Consider the following 19174-nt stretch of genomic DNA (forward strand, 5'->3'; position numbering starts at 1 on the left):
AGTTACTACTCCTTTTTTACTAGTGCGGCCTGAACTTCTGCATGAACTTTAGATGGGAGGCCCCATAGCTTGATAAACCCAATAGCGGCGTCTTGATCGAAGGTGTCGGCAGACGTGTAAGTCGCTAGCTTTTCGTGGTATAAGCTATTCGGTGACGTCCGTCCCTCAACAATAGCGTGGCCTTTAAATAACTTCACCCTAATCGTTCCATTAACATAGCTTTGAGTGGACTTGATGAAAGCAATCAAAGCGTCTGTCAAAGGATTGAACCACAAGCCATTGTAGATGACTTGACTAAGCTGATGCTCGACGATTGGCTTGAAGTGAGCGAGCTCACGAACTAAAGTTAAATCTTCTAATTCTTTATGAGCAAGCAATAAGGTCTGAGCGCCAGGGCATTCATATACTTCACGAGATTTGATTCCCACGAGCCGGTTTTCTACGTGATCAATCCGTCCAACACCATGTTTGCCAGCCAAACTATTTAATTCTAAAATTAGTGTGGCTAAGCTCAGTTGTTTCCCGTTAAGTGAAACAGGGATTCCGGCTTTAAAGTCTATTTCTACGTAGTCTGGCGTATCGGGTGCTTTTTCTAGACTAACCGTTAACTCATAAGCATCCTCTGGCGGAGTTACCCATGGGTCTTCCAAGATACCACATTCATTTGCCCGCCCCCATAAATTTTGATCAACAGAATAGGGACTGTCTAAATCAATTGGAATCGGAATTCCTTTTTCTTTAGCGTAATTGATTTCCTCCTCACGGGACCATTTCCATTCACGAACAGGAGCAATAATCTTTAGATTTGGGTCAAGTGTTGAAATGGCAACTTCAAACCGAACTTGATCGTTCCCTTTTCCAGTACAGCCGTGAGCGATGGTAGTTGCTCCAACTTCATGAGCCAACTCAACTAATTTTTTAGCAATAAGAGGGCGAGAGAGTGCTGAAACCAATGGGTATTTATTTTCATACATAGTATGAGCCTGCAGTGAAATTAAAGCAAAATCATGGGCGAACTCTTCTTTTGCATCAATTGTATAGGATTTGCTTGCGCCAACTGTTAGGGCTTTTTGCTTAATAGCCTCTAAGTTTTTTCCTTCACCTACATCTAAACAACACGCGATGACATCGTAACCTTTCTCGACTAACCACTGGACTGAGACCGATGTATCCAAGCCACCTGAGTATGCTAATATAATTTTTTCTTTCATAATTATTCCCTCCATATACAATTTTTATTTATATTATCACTAAATATACATAAAAACAAGCTTAAAAAGAATAAATATTCATAAAATGCAAAAAAAGAATGAAATGAACGAATTTATTTCGTTCATCTCATTCTAAAAATAACCGTGTAATGAAAAAGCAGTCACTGACAGTCGTACTTAATCTAAGACAATGTCCTGAACTAAGCCACTAGCTTTCATAAACATATAGGTAATAATTGGGCCAACAAATTTAAAGCCTCGTTTTTTCAATTCTTTTGCTAATTTAGCGGAAAGAGCACTTTGATTTGGGACCTCGCCCTCTTCAGCATAATGAAATTGAAGAGGCGTATTGTCTACAAATGCCCATAAAAAATTAGAAAAACTGCCATACTCTACTTGAATCTTCGTTATGGCTTGGGCATTAGTGATGGTGGCCTCGATTTTTCGCGGGTTGCGAATCATCTCCGGATCGTTGATAATGCGTTCCAAATCATCGGGCATAAAACCTGCCACAATTTTTGGCTCGAAGTTAGCAAAATTTCGTAAGAAAATCGGACGTTTCCCAACAACTACTTTCCAGCTTAAGCCTGCTTGAAAGGTACCAACGGTAAGCAGTTCAAAAAGCTGACGATCATCGTAGGTGGGTGTTCCCCATTGAGCGGAGTACCAAGCGGTTTTATTGGGTGATCTATCTGACATCAGCGTATCATCCTTTCTCTGTAGGGGGATGACTATAGCATAGCACGATAAAGAAAAATAGTCAGTAGGATGTTTGTTAGGCGGAGTTCGCCGAGAGGGTCAAATTAACATAAAAGAACAAATCTAGAAAATGTTCTGGTCAATTTGCTGATTTTTCTGTATTTCCAGTAATTCTAGATGATATTTCACAAAAAATTTGTTAGAATAGAACTGATGTAGGAAATGTTGGGGAAAGCCCAAAATAGTTAAATGGAGGACGTTATGCCAAAATCTTATAAGGATCCATGTTTAAAGATTTTTAGTTTAAACTCTAACAAACCTTTAGCAGAAAAAATTGCAGCGGTTGTTGGAGTAGAATTAGGGAAGAGTAGTGTCCAAAAATTCAGTGATGGCGAGATGACTATCAATATTGAAGAAAGTATCCGCGGAGATGAGGTTTATGTCATCCAAGGGACAAGCTATCCTGTTAATGACCATTTATTAGAGTTATTAATCATGATTGATGCTTTGAAGAGAGCGAGTGCTAAGACGATAAATATCGTCATGCCTTATTACGGTTATGCCCGTCAAGACCGAACAGCTAAACCAAGAGAGCCGATTACGGCAAAATTGGTGGCAGATTTACTAGAAAAAGCAGGGGCAACTCGTGTTTTAACCCTTGATTTGCATACTGTTCAGTTACAAGGCTTTTTCGATATCCCAGTTGATAATTTGTTTACAATGCCTCTTTTCGGCAAGCATTATCAAGATTGTCAGTTGACAGGTGAGGATATTGTAGTGGTTTCTCCGAAAAATAGTGGGGTTGCTAGGGCTCGTGTACTGAGTAAATATTTAGATGCCTCTTTAGCAATTGTTGATCAAACGGACAGAGAAGCAGAGGTTCGCAGTGGTTATGTGATCGGTGATGTGACAGGGAAGACTTGTATTTTGGTGGATGATATCATCAATACAGGCGAAACACTGGGGATTGCTGCTAATGTATTATTAGAAGCAGGAGCCAAAGAAGTGTATGCGTGTGCCTCTCATGGCTTATTCTCAGCCAATGCTAAAGAGCTATTAGGTGCGATCCCATTTAAGAATATCTGTGTGACTGATTCAGTTGATTTGCCAGAAGAAGTTAAGTTACCTAACTTAGAAATCATTACTTGTGCTGAGTTAATGGGAGATGCCTTGAAACGTATTCACGAAAATACTCCGATGAGTCCGCTATTTGGCTATCGAGCTTAATTAAATAAAAAGAAGCAGACTTTTGGAACGCGTTTTTCGCATAATATACGTGAAAACAACGAGGGTGAGACTTTTGTCTCACCCTTTTTTAATTATTTGGATCAAATAAGAACGTCCCAAGTAATACAATCATTGAAAAGCGCTAATCGCTTTATTGCTTGATTTAGGGCCTTTTGACTGGTTTGTGTAAGTTGGGCATCATCTTCTAGCCAGTAGTGGTTGAGTTTGAGATGCTTTTCTTGGCGGTTGTTCTTTAACTCGATGCGCCCGATAAACTGCTCACCATAAAGAACTGGTAGTACATAATGACCGTATTTTCGCTGTGTTTGTGGGGTATAGACCTCCCATTTATAGTCAAATTTAAATAGAGCGCTGATTAATTTACGATCCCAAATTAAAGAATCCAGAGGAGCGATAAATTCAAGTCGCGAGCTAAATGATCTAGCCTCTAAGATAGTGATCAAATAGTGTTGATCTTTTTTCAGCAAGTAGAGTGGTTCGGGTATTCCTTCAACAGCTAATTCAATGAGAGCCTCTTTGGCAAGCAGTTCTTTAAAGGCATGCTGTCGATGATGAGACTTAAAGCCGGGGATTCCTAGCCAAGCATCAGACGCTTTATTCCAAAGAAAGCCAACGTTGGAAATGCGCCGTTGTACGATCCAAGTGTAGAAGTCTTGGAGAGTCGGAAAGGGATTTTGATCCTGAGCAAGTTCAGGTTTATCCAGAACAATTTCTGGTAGGGTATAAAATTTACGAGTGTTATCCTTATGATGGATCAGTAAGTCACCACAATGATAGAGATATTCAAGGGCAGCTCTGGAGAGTTTGTTTTGTCCCCAGTCCCAGCTGACTTTTTGGTTTAGTTCAAAATCACTCGTTGATACATATCCTTTTTCGTGAATAGCAGTTGTGATCATCAGACGAAGCTCGTCAATATTGGTCAATTGATGGTGTTGTTCTCGTCGTCTTTTTTTTGTATAGTGGAACTTTTGAAAGCTTTCAATGGGATAGATTCCTAAGTTTTTGTCAAAGTAATCAATGAGCTGTCGATCCTTATAAAGGAGCTCGTCCAAATGAGGTTTACGATAATTTTTTACTCGTGCTAGTAACGCTAAATCAGCGGTTCTGCCACAGATATCAATCGGATCAAATTGTAAGGAACCAATCTCACGAATATAGGCCAGAGTACCCGTTTTTCCTTGATAGTTCTTAGCACCTAATAACCCTTGTCGCAGTAACAATAATCGGCGGGCCTGTTGATTCGTCAGATAAACGGTTTTTGTCATTTTTCCCCTCCTTATTTTTGTCTTTAACCTGATTATACAGGGAACGTACGTTTGTGTAAAGGGGCTGACAGTGATTTACATCCCATCCACTCTATGAAATAATGAGAGAGAAGAAAGTATTTTAGGAGGATAGAATGACATTTTGGAGTTTATTTAAAAAGAAACAACAGTCGGAGGTGGCGACTAATTCAGCCCCTCCATTTGAAGAAAAGAAAGAGGATTTATTTGGTCAATTAACGTATCAAGCGTATGTAGAAGCGGCAAAATCTGAGGATTATTCCCCAGGATGGGCTGCGATTGATGAAGCCTTTGCTGAGGTTTATGGTAATCAAGAACCAAATCATTATGGTACTTTGATTACCTCCAGAGCGATGTTTGGTGGAACAGAGTATTTAGAGGGCTATTCGATTTATCAGGCAGCAGATTATTTTCATATTGTGACGTATGGCATGAGTCGACTGCATGGTGATATTGGGCACTATGGTGATGAGTATAGCCGCTGGGGATACGAAATGACGTTTAAATTAGTCGCCGATTCAGTAGAAGAGTGCCATTTTGCCATGAATATGTTAGGAAATTTGGCCCGTTATACCAACGAATCAGGAAAGTATTTTGAAGAAAATCATTATGTTCTGGGAAATGGAGAGCCACTTAAAGTGGGAGCGGACTCGAAGATAGCGTCTTTGTTAGTCGTGAAAGATTCAACGATTAAGGGGCGACAAACGGTTCATGGGAGGCTTGATTTTTTACAACTGATTGGCGTAACCTATGAAGATGCGCAGGCTGTACAGATGAGTGGTAAAGGGAGTGAAGCTGTCGAGGCGTTACTTGAAGTAATCAAACAAGAGAATCCTGATTTTGTCACAGATTTAAATAGTCAACGCTCATACAGTCAAGAGAGTTCATTTTTTTAAGCCAGACTATTGCTTTTTAGTCAAAAAGGGGAACGACTGTGAAGCAATTAACTATTTTTTTGATCAGTATCTGTGTGATTATTTTAATTCTATTTGGCAGTAATCAGTTACTAACAGCGGCGACACCGCAATCAGCTGATCCTAAAGCTAAATTAGTTATGTTTAATTGGGGAGACTATATTGATCCAGAGCTGATTACAGAATTTGAAAAACAGACAGGGTATCGAGTGATTTATGAAACCTTTGACTCAAATGAAGCGATGGAAGCAAAATTGAAGCAAGGAGGCACTCAATACGATATTACTGTACCAAGTGAATTTATGGTTGAAAAGTTGGCTAAGGAAGAGTTATTGCTACCGTTAGATCATCGTAAAATAAGAAGGTTAGAGAGCGTTTCTAGTTATTTGCTAGATGGGGAGTTTGATCCCAATAACACTTATTCAGTGCCTTATTTCTGGGGAAGCTTTGGTATTTTATACAACTCAAAAGAAATAGATGGTGCTAAGATTAAGGAGTGGGAGGATCTTTGGCGGCCAGAATTTAAGAATCAGCTGATTTTATCTGATGGCGCGCGTGAAACCTTAGGAATTGCGCTACAATCTTTAGGTTATTCAAGTAATACTAAATCTGAGGCGGAGCTTCAAGCTGCTTATGGCAAATTAAAAGAGCTACTACCAAACGTTAAGGCGATTTTAACCGATGAAATTAAGACCTATATGAAAATTAATGAGGCTAACTTAGCAGTGGCTTATTCAGGTGATGCGGGAGCGGTTATGGCTGAAAATTTAGATGTTCGGTATGTGATTCCTCGTAATCAGAGCAATATTTGGACAGATAATCTTGTAATTCCGAAAAATAGTCGTAATCCAGAGGCCGCTTATGCGTTTATTAATTTTATGTTAGAACCAGAACATGCTGCACGTAATGCTCAGTATGTTGGCTATGCGACGCCAAATGAGCAAGCAAGAGCCTTTTTGCCGAAAGAGGTAACCGCAGATCAGGGAATGTACTTACCTGAATCTCAAATTAAGCAAATGGAGCATTACAATTTACTAGATCAAGCGACATTAGAACGATATAATGAGCTTTTTTTAAATTTAAAGATGGCTCAGTAGGTTGAAAGGGTGGAACAAGACGTGCTTGTATTGAAAAGTAATCACATCTATAATGCTGAGAAGGGAACAACGTTTTCTGGGTATCTGGGGGTTAAAGGGCAAAAAATTGCTGCTTATTTAAGTGAAGTAGAGGTACAGAACTGGTTAGCTGAAGGAGCGAATTTATTAGATTATAGTGAACAGATGATTGTTCCCGGGTTTATTGACGCGCATACTCACTTTTTTTTGTCAGCACTGATTCATCAAAAAAAGCTTTATCCTTTAATAACTAGTTCGGAAGAAGAGTATGCCAAGGAGGCGAGTCGCTTTCAGCCATATGCTGAATGGACTGTTGCGATTGGTTGGTATAGTAGTGAGTGGGAGATTGATCAACTGCCTACGAAAACATCCTTAGATCGCTATTTTGGTGAGCGACCTTGTGCAATGGTCTCAGGAGATGCTCATACCTTGTGGCTTAACTCTGCTGCGATGGCTCGTTTAGGTATTACACCAGAGACAATTCCCGAGGAAATTGGTGGCGAGGTTGTCATTGATAAGGGAGAATGTACGGGTGTTTTTTTTGAGGCAATTGCGATTTATTATTTAGGAAAAATTTTAACTGATTATCGACGAGAAGCGGTTTCAGATTATCAAGCCTATATGAGCTATTTGAATCGATTTGGACTGACTAGTTGTACAGACATTGCCTTAACTGGTGACGGTGGCGATGATTTAATCTATCCTGAGGTCTATCAAGAGATTTTAAAGGAAACAGAGCCGACAATGAGGATGAGTCTTTATCCAGCGATGCGACTAGACGTTGAGCGGATTTTGGCGATGAAAAAGTGTTTGACGGGTGATTATGTGACGTTAGGTGGGGTTAAGCAATTTTTTGATGGTGTTACTAGTACGCGAACAGCGTTAATGATGGCTGATTACCCTAATCCTCATTATTCTGGTGATAGAGGTCAGTCATTAATTCCACTTGAACAAATGCGTGAGTTTATTTTAACGGCCAATCGTTTAGATTTGCCTATGCGCATTCATGTGGTAGGTGATCGAGCAACACATTTGGCCTTGGATTACTATGCTGAAAGCTATCAAAAATTTCCTTTATCAGCAGGTAAATTCAATACACTTGAGCATTTGGAATGTGTTTATCCATCTGATTTTAATCGACTTGGACAACCACAGTTAGTTCTATCAGTTCAGCCAAGTCATGTTTTAGTGGGGTATGAGAGTTTAGCCGAGGAGGTTGGAGTAGAGCGGCTACCGTATATGTTTGCTTTTAAACAATTTATCGATAATCACGCCATCTTAGGCTTTGGAACGGATACGCCTGTCGTGCTAGATGTGACACCAATTGAAAGTATTTACTATGCTGTTTTCCGTCAAGGAATGGACGGTTTACCTGTTGAGGGAATTAATTCAATAGAAGGATTGACTATCTCTCAGGCGTTGACAGCCCATACTTTGGGGGCTGCTAAAGCCATGAGTCGATCAGATATTGGCCAGCTTACAGTTGGGAGTTTAGCTGATTTAGTTATTTTGGATCACAATATTTTGGAAGACGGTCCTGAAGAATTGAAACATACGCAAGTCTTAGCTACGTTTATCGGCGGAAGAAAGCTTTATTAAAATAAATGGCATCTGACAATTAGCAGTTTTTAGCTAATTGTCTTTTTTGTTGAAAATGGATGAGTGTTATTTAACGGAAAAATCTCGACTGGTTCAAATCCCCAAAAGCGTACATCGAGTTGGTCGCATCTGTTATTTAAAAAGTGTTTTATCAGAAAGAAAGGCCGATACAATCAGTCTTTAATAGTATAACGTTTAAATTGTATCGGTTGTTTCAAACATGCCCTCCTTTAGCAGACATGTGGGTTGAAATTATTCCAAAATCTGTTATTAAACTAATTCTCTAAATATGATAGAAAAAAGGTAATTGTTATTGAGTAAAAAAATCTCGACCGGTTCAAATCCCCAAAAGCGTACATGGAGTTGGTCACAGTTGTTATTGAAAAAGTGTTTTATCAGAAAGAAAGGCCGATATAATCAGCTTTTAAATGTATAACACTTAAATTGTATTCGTTGTTTCAAACATGCCCGCCTTTAGCGTACATGTGAGTTGAAATTATTCCAAAATCTGTTATTAAACTAATTCTCTAAATATGATAGAAAAAAGGTAATTGTTATTGAGCAAAAAAATCTCGACCGGTTCAAATTCTCAAAAGTGTACATGGAGTTGGTCATAGCTGTTATTTAAAAAGTATTTTATCAGAAAGAAAGGCCGATACAATCAGCTTATAAATGTATAACTCTCAAACTGTAGCTGTTGTTTCAAACATGCCCGCCTTTAGCGTACATGTGAGTTGAAATTATTCCAAAATCTGTTATTAAACTCACCCTGAATAAAACTGTGACAAAGGGGCTTAACTTTAGTTTTATCATGTCTCACACGAATTGTCTAATCAATGCCTATCCTTAAAAGGGGCTAACTTGCCTAAAAAGAAGTCTGCTAACTGTTACTTTAATTTTAGATTGGCATAAAATAAGGCATCATAAGAATTTAATGGCGTTTTATAAGAAATAACGAGGGAAAAAGGGAAATTTAGCAGTTTTTTGGGGATATTGGTACTTTTCACATGATATAAGCTAATACACGAACGTTCGTAGTTTTTTTGTGCTATATTTACGGATTTATCTTGATTTTCTCTTTTCTTTTATCGTATAATAAACTCTACAAAAGATAACTCGAACAATAAAGGAGCTGTTAGATTGAATTATTCGTTAATTGTTAAGGGGACTGCTTTTACCAGTCAAAATAAGCAAACAGTTGAAGTATTGAGAGAGGCATTATTTTTGATTGATGAGCAAGGTATCATTGCGGAAGTCATTCAAACAAGTAACCCAAGCTATCAAAAATTATTAGTAGAATACGAACAATCTGATCGTTTCATTGCTTTAGCTGATAATGAATATTTATTGCCTGGGATGGTGGATTTACACATACATGCTCCACAATGGGCTCAATCAGGAACGGCTTTAGATATTCCTTTAGCTGATTGGCTTAATACTTATACGTTTCCGTTAGAGGCAAAGTATAGCGACTTAGATTTTGCAGAGCAAGTTTATTCTGATTTAGTTGATCAATTATTAGGAGCTGGGACAACAACGGGGCTTTATTTTGCGACAGTCCACCAAGAAGCGAGTTTTCGCTTAGCTGAAATCTGCGCTCGAAAAGGTCAGCGTGGGTTGGTCGGAAAAGTTGTTATGGATGATCCTGAGCAAAATCCAGATTACTACCGAGATAAGTCAACAGCCGAGGCGTTAGGTGAGACTGAACAATTCATTCAACGCGTTCAAACCTTGAATAAAACGACCAAACAAGGGGTTTATCCAGTTGTAACACCTCGTTTTATACCGAGTTGTACGGATGAAGCTTTAGCTGGACTAGGTGAACTGGCAGCAAAGTACGATGTTCACATTCAATCTCATTGTAGCGAAAGTGATTGGGAGCACGGTTATGTTAAAGAGCGTTTTGGAAAAAATGATGCGTTTGCTCTCAATGATTTTGGTTTGTTGGCTGATAAAGCAGTAATGGCTCATTGTAACCATTTAACGAAAGACGATGCCAAGCTATTTGCCGAAACGGGCACTGCTATCGCTCATTGCCCGATTTCTAATGCTTATTTTGCCAATGGGGTTATTCCATTAAAAGAATATGCCGATGATTATGAGGTGGAAATTGGCTTAGGAACAGATATAAGTGGCGGCTTTTCAAAAAGTATCTTTGATAATATTAAGCAGGCGGTGATGTCTTCTCGTTTATTAGAAGATGGTGTCGATACACGCTTGGCTAGTAGCCAACGCGGTGTTCCTGATTCTAGAGTGACTTTAAATGAGGCCTTTTATCACGCAACTGCTGGCGGTGGTCAAGCCTTATCCCTGCCGATTGGTAAATTAGCGAAAGGGTACGCTTGGGATGCCCTTGTAGTTAAAACAGATGTTCCAGAGGCCCGACTGCCTATTTTTGATTTAGAAGAACCGCTAGAAGATCGCTTTCAAAAAATAATTTATCTAAGTCAGGCTGCAAATATTCGACAAGTTTGGGTTCAAGGTCAACTTGTTCATACAAAAGGAGTTAACAATGGAAACCACAATTAAGAAAGAAATTAATGAAAAAGTAATCCCGACTAATACACGTTTAACCGTTGGGCCAGATGAAACTGTCTCAACCCCTCAAGCGATTTTATTGGGTATTCAACATGTTCTTGCGATGGATGTTTACGTTGTACCATTCATTATTGCGTCGATTATCGGCTTAAGTGGGAAGGATACGTCAAGCCTGATTCAAGCAACCTTCTTGGCAGCGGGGATTGCGACAATTATTCAATCTTATTTCTGTATGAAATTGCCAGTTGCACAAGGGCCGTCATTTATTCCGATTGGAGCAGTCGCAGGGATTTATTTTGCTAATGGCAGCGGTGCTGCTGGGTGGTCAACGGTGTTGGGCGCTTCACTTGTAGGAGCGATTTGCTTGACTGTTTTAGGGTTTACTGGAATTTTTAATAAAATTATCCGCCAGTTTGTCCCACCAATTGTTGGGGGAACTATTATTTTTATTGTCGGGCTTTCGTTGATGCCAGTGGCGTTGAATGACAACATATTTAATGGTGCAGGTGGTTCCATCAATCAAAATTTGATTTTGGCTAGTCTGTCAGCGTTGGTCTTAGTTGTTTGTTCCTTAGCTGCCACTGTTTTTCCAAAGCAAGGTCGTCTCGTTAAAATAGCTTCAGTGATTTTAGCGTTGATTGTCGGATCAGTGACTGCTAATTTTATGGGGATTTTAGATCTTTCAGGTGTGGGCAAGGCAAGTTGGTTTTCAATGATTAACCTACCATTTAAAGATTTTGGTTTTAGTTTCAATCCTTCTGCAATCATAACGATGTTAATTATTTACGTGGTATTGATGGCTGAAACAACAGGGACTTGGTTTGCAGTGAGCAATGTCTGTGATGAGGAATTAACAGATAAACAGTTAAACCGAGGTGTTTTAGGTGAAGGAATTGGTTGCTTGATTGCGAGTCTGGTTGGTTCAACACCAGTTACTGGCTATTCAACTAATGCGGGAATTATTTCAATTACTGGCGTGGCAAGTCGTAAAGTGTTTGTTGCTGCAGGGATCTGGTTCATTATTTTTGGTTTTTCAGGTAAATTATCGGCGTTGATTTCAGCGATTCCTTCAGCCGTAATTGGCGGTGTTTTTGTAGTCGTTTGTGGTATCATTGCAATAAGTGGTTTTCAGATTATGAAAGCAATTGAAATTGGCGAAAAAGAAACCTATGTTATCGCGATTCCAATTATTATTACTCTAGCCCTTACATTTGTACCGAAAGATTATGTGGCAAGCTTGCCACAATTTTTACAATATTTATTAAGCTCACCTGTTGCCACTGCATCAATTGCGGCAATTGTTCTTAATAAACTATTACCTAATGAAAAAAGAGGCGTACTAGCTTAAATAGTGAGTCTCACAGAATTAGAGACATAAAGTCGTTTTACTTTGAGTCTAATGAGTAAAATTCGATAGCTAAATAATGTGTAGTGCTCCTTATTGAGGGTGGGACTTTTGTCTCACTCTCGTTTTTTTGGAACTAGTTGTGATTTAATTAATTTAGGCTATTGACTATCCGGAATTAGGAAACTTCAAGAAAAATTAGTACTTCAATGAGAGTAGCAATCCCTTGTTCAAATAAATTATTTTTTAATACGATATTATCAGATTTATTCTTACTTGTAGTCATAGTTTATACATAAAAAAAAGTTCAATAACAGTCGTTTTAATTTACGAAAATATTTTTTTGTGGTAGTTTATGGCTAAAGGAGATGAAGGTAATGAGACATCAAATTACTAATCTCAGACGAAGCGACCATACTCATGAATCAACTGAAAGTATTTATGAGGTAAAACTAGCACAAGGTGACTATCTGGGAATAAAAATATTAGTGACCTATCTTGATATGGGGGTTACTTACTTTTATTTTGATATCGACGGCAACGAAAGAGAAATAGAGCCTGTTCAATTGTTTTATAAAGAGCCTTATGTTCGAACTAAAAATGTGACAGAGGAGTACGATCCGCTTCTTGATCTACCGTCATTTTGACTAAAAAATAGCGTAAGTATCGCCACATAAACCATGCGGGTTATCTCAATAAAAAAGCGCAAAATCAGTTATTCTGATTTTACGCTTTTTTGTTTTAAATGGTGAATGATGATTATTTACTGCTTGAGCTTGGAATAAATTTAGCCAAAGCACCAGCCAACCCTTGAATATTACGAGTTTGGATAAGAACTTTACCACGACCGTGGAATTCGTTAACAAGACCTTCACCAGTCGTAAAGCCAAATGTGCCAGAAGCGACTCGGATATTATAATCAAGAGCGTCTTCCCATGCAACTACATGCTCATTATCAATGATAAATGGCACACTGCCATCCAGTGTTAATTCAACGATGTCACCAAAACTAGTTACAAGTAGAGAACCACGACCAGAGGTTTCCATAACGAAAAAGCCACCTGTGCCACCAAATAAAGCGCCACTTAATTTTTGTTTTTTCATGTTATAAGTCACACTATCATCACAGGCTAAGAAGACGCCAGTGTTTAGACGCCAGTGAACATCACCGACTTGCAGTTCGCGAATTGATCCCACAGAAGGAGGGGCAATAGCAATTTTAGCATTATCTTCAAGTCCGCGTGCTTGGGAAATAAAGAAGCTTTCGCCACTAGTCATTGAACGGCCAAGTGCGCTGATGACGCCACCTAAACCAGCCTTGCCGTTGCTATTCATCTTACCTTCCAGTTCGATTTGCCCGTTGTGATAAACCATGGCACCTCGTTCCATTTTAATTTGTTCACCACGGTCTAAACTAATTTCAACTAAGGGAAACGCTGTTCCTGCTGTTAAGTTGTATTTCATGTATTATCCTCCATTTTTTATCGTCTATTGTCGATACTTTTTATGTAAACACTGTTACTTATTATTAAGTTTAGCAGAGTTTTGGCAGAATACAAAGTATATCTTTAAAGGAACTTATTTTATAACTGAAAAGACTTGACTCTCTCATAGTGTTAGCTTTTATAATAACTGATAGAGGTGACGTGTATGGATTATGTGCCAGCGAAATCGATTTTAATGAAGAATAAAACATCTGAGTGGTTTGGAACAGATTATACCGTGAATTTATATAAAGGCTGCCATCATGGGTGCGTTTATTGTGATTCTCGTAGTGAGTGTTATCAAATTGAAGAATTTGATCGGGTCCGTGGAAAAGAAAATGGGATTAACTTGTTGCATCAAGAACTTCAAAGTAAGCGAGAAAAGGGAACTGTAGGTGCTGGTTCGATGTCAGATCCATATAATTATTATGAGCGTAAGGAATTATTAACACGGAAAACGCTAGAATTAATTGATTATCATGGTTTTGGAGTATCCTTAGCCACTAAAAGTCAGTTAGTTGTGAGGGATATCGCATTATTACAGGAGATTAAGGGGCATTCGCCTGTCAATGTCAGCTTGTCCTTGAGTACGGCTGAGGATGGCTTAGCTAAGCAACTTGAACGAAATGTCAGTCTACCTTCTGACCGATTACTTGCATTAGAAAAACTAGCGAAAGCAGGGATTTATTCAGGAATCATGTTGATGCCTGTATTGCCTTTTATTACGGATAATTGGCAGATGATTAAAAGAGTTATTGAAAAAGCGAGTCAAAATGGTGCTCGTTATGTATATCCGATGTTAGGAATGACACTAAGAGATCGTCAACGAGATCATTATTTTGCTTTTTTGGCGAGATATTTTCCTGAGAAGTTAGCAAAGTATAAACAGATATATGGGAATCAGTATTATTGTGGGAGTGTTAATCAGCGAGAATTAGAGTGGCGATTAAAAGAGTTATGCCAAACCCTTGGTTTAGTCTATGAAATGCCAAAAATCATCGAAGGGATCCATAGTCCATACAAAATTGAACAAGGGCGATTGTTTTAATGTATTAGTTGCTTCTTATTATGAAATAAGTAAAGGAGAGAGGCGTTTACTCTGTCCTTTTTTGCGTTGAGTAGAAACGTATAGATGAAAACCTGAAAATTTGCAGAGCTTTATGAAAAAGTTGCAATTAATCATCTCTATTTTCACTATATACTTAAAAAGTAATCAAGAGTGGCTTCACGAGCTAGCTCTTCAGGAAAAGATAAAAAGTGACGTGACCATTACCTCATTTTTTCTGTTTTTCTATAAGAGCTAAATCACCTTCGAGAAGCAGATAATAGAAGGGAGCGGATACTATGAAATGGTATCAAGTAAAAGTAAGTGAAATCTATAAGACGTTAAAGAGTTCAGCAATTGGGCTAAGCGAGAGTGATCGTCAAACACGTTTAGCGGAGAACGGTGAAAATAAATTAACAGGGAAACAGGAAATCAAGGAGTGGCAAAAAATAGCCAAGCATTTTAAGGACTTGTTGATGATTATCTTGATGGTAGCAGGGGTATTAAAGGCTGTTACGGGTAGTTATGCAGAGATGGTTATTATCTTCGCAGTTGTTATTATCAATGCGTTGATTGGGTATTGGCAGGAGAAAAAGGCGGAAGAATCACTCAATGGAATTAGTCAACTTTTGGGAGCTGAGGCAACGATTCTTTCTGAAGGACAGCGCACGACTATTTCATCAGAAGCCTTAGTTGTTGGTGATGTTATTGTCTTGAAATCTGGTGATATCGTCCCTGCGGATGTACGATTAGTTGAGACGCATCAGTTAGTAATTGAAGAAGCTATTTTGACGGGGGAGTCATTACCTGTCGAGAAGAGTCATCATGTGCTACAAGGTGAGGCGACAATAGGTGATCAAGTAAATATGGCTTTTTCTGGGACCCAGATTCAGTCTGGTTCTGGTAGTGGAATTGTCGTGGCGACAGGTGATGGAACAGAGATTGGTCAAATCAATCAAGCGTTACAGGCTGTTCCGAAACAGGAAACACCGTTACTGCGCAAGATGAATACCTTGAATAAGCAGATTTTTAAAGGGTTGATGTTTTTCAGTATTTTCTTGATCTTCTTTACTTCGTTTCGTTATGGCATGGAATTGAATTTATTGGTATCAGCTGTAATCGCGTTAATTGTAGCGGTTGTTCCTGAGGGGTTACCAGCGGTTCTATCGATGATTTTATCAATGGGAGTAAGTCGAATGGCAAAGGAGCAGGCTATTGTAAAAAGCATGCCAGCAGTTGAGACACTCGGTTCAATGACAGTGATTTGCTCTGATAAGACAGGAACACTAACTAAAAACGAGATGTCGGTTGTTTCAATTGTCACGCCAGATGAGTCGGTTAATGTGCAAGAGAATCAGGTGCTCGATAATCAAGATCGTTTACTTAGCATCATGGAGAATTGTCAAGATACTCTTGAGCATGAGGGGCAGGAGTTGGATTCTGTTAAAGGAAATCCGACAGAGACAGCCTTATTGCATTATTCAAAAGAGTATCAGGTGCCTCGTTTGTCAACGATTAACAAGTGTCCATTTGATTCAAAGCATAAGTACATGGCGACAGTCCATGAGGTTAACGGTGAGAAGCTACTTTATGTCAAGGGAGCACCAGATGTATTATTTCAGTTTGCTACGTCCGAGTTACAGGCTGAGAGTGGTGCAACTACTGCTTTTCGTTCAGATTTTTGGCAAAATAAGGCGAGTGAACTGGCGAAGCAGGGGCAACGGGTTCTGGCCTTTGGTTACCGTAAATTAACACCGACTTGTGGTGAGTTGAGTCATGAGAGTATAGAGCAGGAGCTAACGCTAGTAGGAATTGTGGGGATTATTGATCCGCCGAAAGCGTCAGCGATTCAAGCGGTGGCTGAGAGTTTAGCGGCTGGTATTCAGGTGAAGATGATTACTGGTGATCATATTGATACTGCCTCAGCTATTGGTCAGCAAATTGGTTTGAAGCATGTGAAAAATGGTCTTGAGGGGTATCAAATTGACACGATGAGTGATGAAGAGCTACAGCAACAAGTCAGAACTCATGATATCTTTGCTCGTACGACACCTGCTCATAAGTTGAGAATCGTTACGGCTCTGCAAGCTAACGGTGAAGTAGTTGGTATGACTGGCGATGGTGTGAATGACGCACCGGCTTTAAAGAAGGCTGATATTGGTGTTGCTATGGGGATAAAAGGGAGTGAAGTAAGTAAGCAATCTGCCGATATGGTTTTAGCAGATGATAATTTTGCGACAATCTCAAAAGCAGTTAAGGAAGGTCGTCGTGTTTTCGATAACTTGAAAAAGACGATTAATTTCTTCTTACCGACGGCATTGGCACAGGGACTTGTTGTAATCGTGGCGCTACTGACAAATCATCCGTTACCTCTTACACCGATTCAAATTTTATGGTTGAACATGGTCACTACCATTACGCTTTCTTATGCCTTAGGCTTTGAGCCTGCACATAAGGATACGATGAAGCGTAATCCTCGTGACCCAAAGGAGAATATTTTGTCGGGCTACGCTCTCTTTAGAATCGTTTATGTCTCAGTGATGATAACAGGTCTAGGATTCATCTTGATGTACCAGTTTGAGTCAGCAGCCGTTCAACAAACTATTTTGCTACAAAGCATCGCCATGTCTCAAGCTTTTTATATGATAAATTGTCGCGAGTTAACGGATTTCTCATTGAACAAAGGGCTATTGAAGAATCGTTCAATCTGGATTTCTTTAGTAATCTTGGCTGTTTTACAGTTGATTGTAATCTATGTGCCAGTAGTTCAAGGCGTAATAGGCACTACAGGTCTGACTATGCAACAACATGGTTTAGTCTTAGCAATTGGGGTCATTATCTTCGTAGTTGTAGAGCTTGAGAAAATGACAACAAAGTGGATTAAAGGAAAACTTAGCCAAATGAAAGAGGCTACAGAGGCTGCTTAGGAATTACTAGATAGTAGCTTTAACAAGGAGCTGTGACAAAAGTCGTTTTGCTCCGAGCACTACGTAAACTTCGATATCTTAACTCTCTTCGATGTCCCTCATTTCTAAGGGCTAAAGTCCAAAGAATGATGGCTTGCAACTTTAATTGCTTAGAAGTTTAGGACAACGAAGCGTAGCGTAGTAAAACGTAGTGAGTAGACTTTTGGAACGCGTTTATCGCACAATATACGCGAAATAAAATTGGGGCGTGACTTATGTCACAGCCCCTTGTTTGTTTACTATAACCCTGAAAAATACAAAGCTGAAAAGTGTTCTTTAATTCGGTTTAGATCATTTTTTGTAGGGATGGTGGAGATATAGAAAATTTTATTCGGTAAGGTTTCATCAACGGGTTGATTAGTGACGATAACATCTTCCGTGGCCAGCTTTTTCGTCAATAATTCTTCCATTTCGATGGAAGTCAGTGAAATTCTTCCACCAAAAATAGCGTCTAATTCGTTAGCTAAGTAGGCCTTCCAAGCAGGTTCGCCTTGGTAGATGAAGTAGATATGGCGACGAGCGCTAGTTTCTTGACTGATTGCTTCTGCTAGAAGTAACACTGCTGAGCTGATAAAGTGTTCAGGATAAGCAAGTGCTTGGTAGAAAGGTGATTCTGGTAAAAAGCGAGCTAATACTTGCCAATAATCTGGATAGGTTTGTTTGCCGTAATTAAAAACTTCGAGATGAGCTAAGACAAATTTCTCAGATAAACTAGTTGACTCAGTGTATTTCAAAAAGAGTAAGAGTAAATTTTTTGAGAAAAAGGTATGAGTTAGGTCACGATCAAGGGCTTGCGAAAGCTGAGCAACAGTTTTGATACAAGCTTGTTGCAGGTCTTGATAATGAGCTCTAACATAATTTTCAGTTTTAGTTGGCGGGGTGGCACTGAAATTCCAACTTTCAATAAAGCAATAAAAAGCGAAGAAACCTTCTTCACCATCGAGATAGATGCCTTCTTTTTGATAAAGTTGAGTGATGTAAGGTGAATAAAGTTGAAAAAGTGGGTCATTAATATGAGTGCCTTCAATATCAATTCGACAATTTGCTTTGATGCGAATCGTATTAATGAAATACCAACAAATTCCCCAGATGCGCTCTACAGAGGGAGCTAACTGTTGGTTATCTAACTCATTTAGAAAGTCAGAATAAAAATTTTCGTGAATAGGGTAGTCATCAAAAAAGAAATTTGTGTGGGTAAAGGGTAAAAGTAGGCGGTGATAAAAAATCCGGATATCCGCTTCTGACCCTTCTAAAACGACGTTATTTTTAGTTGAAATAGTCAAATGATAATGGAAAAGCTCCTTGTTTAGAAAAGCAATCAGACGTCTTAAACTTTCTGGGGAGGTGCCTAGATGAGTGGCTACCGCGCTTTCCGAAAGTTTTTGACCACGAAAAAGCAGTTTGAGTAATTGAAAGCTGATGGATTCTTCCACAAGTTCTTCCCAAAGGCTGATGATAGGAACAGAGCCTTGTTGGCGCAAACGAATGCCGGAATTTCCTAGGGAATCAATCTGCCAGCCCTTAGGCAGCGAGTCACGCAATTGTTGAATATCAGATGAGATCGTTCGAGCTGAGGCGCCGATTTGATCCGCAATTTCTTTGACCGTGACTGTTTCAGCATGTGTTAAAAATTCCAGTAAACTAACTTTGCGAGCGAGGTCTTTTTCTATGATTAAGCTTTGAGCCAATTGGTACATATCAGAGTCTCCTTATCTATTAAAAGTGGC

General features: G+C 39.2%; 14 protein-coding genes. 9 read left to right on the forward strand and 5 right to left on the reverse strand.

Features of this window, described 5'->3' with window-relative positions; all coding sequences use genetic code 11:
• Positions 1 to 5: 5 nt before the first annotated feature.
• Positions 6 to 1211 carry an argininosuccinate synthase gene (locus AC5KOD_RS00595; RefSeq protein WP_496912609.1) on the reverse strand — a complete coding sequence of 402 codons (1206 nt, stop codon included), beginning with the start codon at positions 1209 to 1211 and terminating at the stop codon, positions 6 to 8.
• Positions 1212 to 1388: 177 nt separating this feature from the next.
• On the reverse strand, positions 1389 to 1910 hold the full coding sequence (locus tag AC5KOD_RS00600) for a DNA-3-methyladenine glycosylase I (RefSeq protein ID WP_496912610.1): 522 nt from the start codon (positions 1908 to 1910) through the stop codon (positions 1389 to 1391).
• A gap of 261 nt (positions 1911 to 2171) precedes the next feature.
• Between AC5KOD_RS00600 and AC5KOD_RS00605 the strand changes: the two genes are divergently transcribed.
• Positions 2172 to 3137 (forward strand): ribose-phosphate diphosphokinase, encoded by a 966-nt coding sequence (locus AC5KOD_RS00605; protein WP_496912611.1) that lies wholly within the window; start codon positions 2172 to 2174, stop codon positions 3135 to 3137.
• 101 nt (positions 3138 to 3238) lie between these two features.
• Here AC5KOD_RS00605 and AC5KOD_RS00610 read toward each other — a convergent pair whose 3' ends face one another.
• Positions 3239 to 4423, reverse strand: coding sequence for a DNA glycosylase AlkZ-like family protein (locus AC5KOD_RS00610; protein WP_496912612.1), 1185 nt, complete (start codon positions 4421 to 4423; stop codon positions 3239 to 3241).
• Between the two features lie 134 nt (positions 4424 to 4557).
• Between AC5KOD_RS00610 and AC5KOD_RS00615 the strand changes: the two genes are divergently transcribed.
• The 6 genes from AC5KOD_RS00615 to AC5KOD_RS00640 all read left to right on the forward strand — a co-directional run bounded on the left by AC5KOD_RS00615 (position 4558) and on the right by AC5KOD_RS00640 (position 12599).
• Entirely contained in the window at positions 4558 to 5337 is a 780-nt protein-coding gene (locus AC5KOD_RS00615) for a suppressor of fused domain protein (protein ID WP_496912613.1), read from the forward strand.
• 38 nt (positions 5338 to 5375) lie between these two features.
• Positions 5376 to 6452 (forward strand): ABC transporter substrate-binding protein, encoded by a 1077-nt coding sequence (locus AC5KOD_RS00620; protein WP_496912614.1) that lies wholly within the window; start codon positions 5376 to 5378, stop codon positions 6450 to 6452.
• A 9-nt stretch (positions 6453 to 6461) separates the two neighbouring features.
• On the forward strand, positions 6462 to 8069 hold the full coding sequence (locus tag AC5KOD_RS00625; protein WP_496912615.1) for an amidohydrolase: 1608 nt from the start codon (positions 6462 to 6464) through the stop codon (positions 8067 to 8069).
• A 1140-nt stretch (positions 8070 to 9209) separates the two neighbouring features.
• On the forward strand, positions 9210 to 10598 hold the full coding sequence (guaD, locus tag AC5KOD_RS00630) for a guanine deaminase (RefSeq protein ID WP_496912616.1): 1389 nt from the start codon (positions 9210 to 9212) through the stop codon (positions 10596 to 10598).
• Between the two features lie 7 nt (positions 10599 to 10605).
• The gene (locus AC5KOD_RS00635; protein ID WP_496912751.1) at positions 10606 to 11955 is read left to right on the forward strand and encodes a uracil-xanthine permease family protein; all 1350 of its coding nucleotides are present in this window, start codon (positions 10606 to 10608) and stop codon (positions 11953 to 11955) included.
• Positions 11956 to 12329: 374 nt separating this feature from the next.
• A complete protein-coding gene (locus AC5KOD_RS00640; protein ID WP_496912617.1) occupies positions 12330 to 12599 on the forward strand; it encodes a hypothetical protein in 270 nt (89 codons plus the stop codon).
• Positions 12600 to 12711: 112 nt separating this feature from the next.
• Here AC5KOD_RS00640 and AC5KOD_RS00645 read toward each other — a convergent pair whose 3' ends face one another.
• The gene (locus AC5KOD_RS00645; RefSeq protein WP_496912618.1) at positions 12712 to 13416 is read right to left on the reverse strand and encodes a TIGR00266 family protein; all 705 of its coding nucleotides are present in this window, start codon (positions 13414 to 13416) and stop codon (positions 12712 to 12714) included.
• A 186-nt stretch (positions 13417 to 13602) separates the two neighbouring features.
• Between AC5KOD_RS00645 and AC5KOD_RS00650 the strand changes: the two genes are divergently transcribed.
• Together AC5KOD_RS00650 and AC5KOD_RS00655 are read left to right on the forward strand one after the other, a co-directional pair.
• Positions 13603 to 14484, forward strand: coding sequence for an SPL family radical SAM protein (locus AC5KOD_RS00650; protein WP_496912619.1), 882 nt, complete (start codon positions 13603 to 13605; stop codon positions 14482 to 14484).
• 296 nt (positions 14485 to 14780) lie between these two features.
• Positions 14781 to 17408, forward strand: coding sequence for an HAD-IC family P-type ATPase (locus AC5KOD_RS00655; protein WP_496912620.1), 2628 nt, complete (start codon positions 14781 to 14783; stop codon positions 17406 to 17408).
• A gap of 278 nt (positions 17409 to 17686) precedes the next feature.
• Here the strand turns inward: AC5KOD_RS00655 and mafR are convergent, their stop codons facing one another.
• Positions 17687 to 19144: a global transcriptional activator MafR gene (gene mafR / locus AC5KOD_RS00660; protein ID WP_496912621.1), complete on the reverse strand. Its 1458-nt coding sequence runs from the start codon at positions 19142 to 19144 to the stop codon at positions 17687 to 17689.
• Positions 19145 to 19174 lie beyond the last annotated feature (30 nt).

The sequence above is a fragment of the Vagococcus sp. WN80Y genome, from assembly GCF_059621045.1.

Coding starts and splice junctions, on each gene's coding strand:
- AC5KOD_RS00610 (WP_496912612.1), bottom strand. CDS start 4,423: ATGACAAAAACCGTTTATCTGACGAATCAACAGGCCCGCCGATTATTG.
- AC5KOD_RS00650 (WP_496912619.1), top strand. CDS start 13,603: ATGGATTATGTGCCAGCGAAATCGATTTTAATGAAGAATAAAACATCT.
- AC5KOD_RS00655 (WP_496912620.1), top strand. CDS start 14,781: ATGAAATGGTATCAAGTAAAAGTAAGTGAAATCTATAAGACGTTAAAG.
- AC5KOD_RS00595 (WP_496912609.1), bottom strand. CDS start 1,211: ATGAAAGAAAAAATTATATTAGCATACTCAGGTGGCTTGGATACATCG.
- AC5KOD_RS00600 (WP_496912610.1), bottom strand. CDS start 1,910: ATGTCAGATAGATCACCCAATAAAACCGCTTGGTACTCCGCTCAATGG.
- AC5KOD_RS00645 (WP_496912618.1), bottom strand. CDS start 13,416: ATGAAATACAACTTAACAGCAGGAACAGCGTTTCCCTTAGTTGAAATT.
- mafR (WP_496912621.1), bottom strand. CDS start 19,144: ATGTACCAATTGGCTCAAAGCTTAATCATAGAAAAAGACCTCGCTCGC.
- AC5KOD_RS00605 (WP_496912611.1), top strand. CDS start 2,172: ATGCCAAAATCTTATAAGGATCCATGTTTAAAGATTTTTAGTTTAAAC.
- AC5KOD_RS00640 (WP_496912617.1), top strand. CDS start 12,330: ATGAGACATCAAATTACTAATCTCAGACGAAGCGACCATACTCATGAA.
- AC5KOD_RS00615 (WP_496912613.1), top strand. CDS start 4,558: ATGACATTTTGGAGTTTATTTAAAAAGAAACAACAGTCGGAGGTGGCG.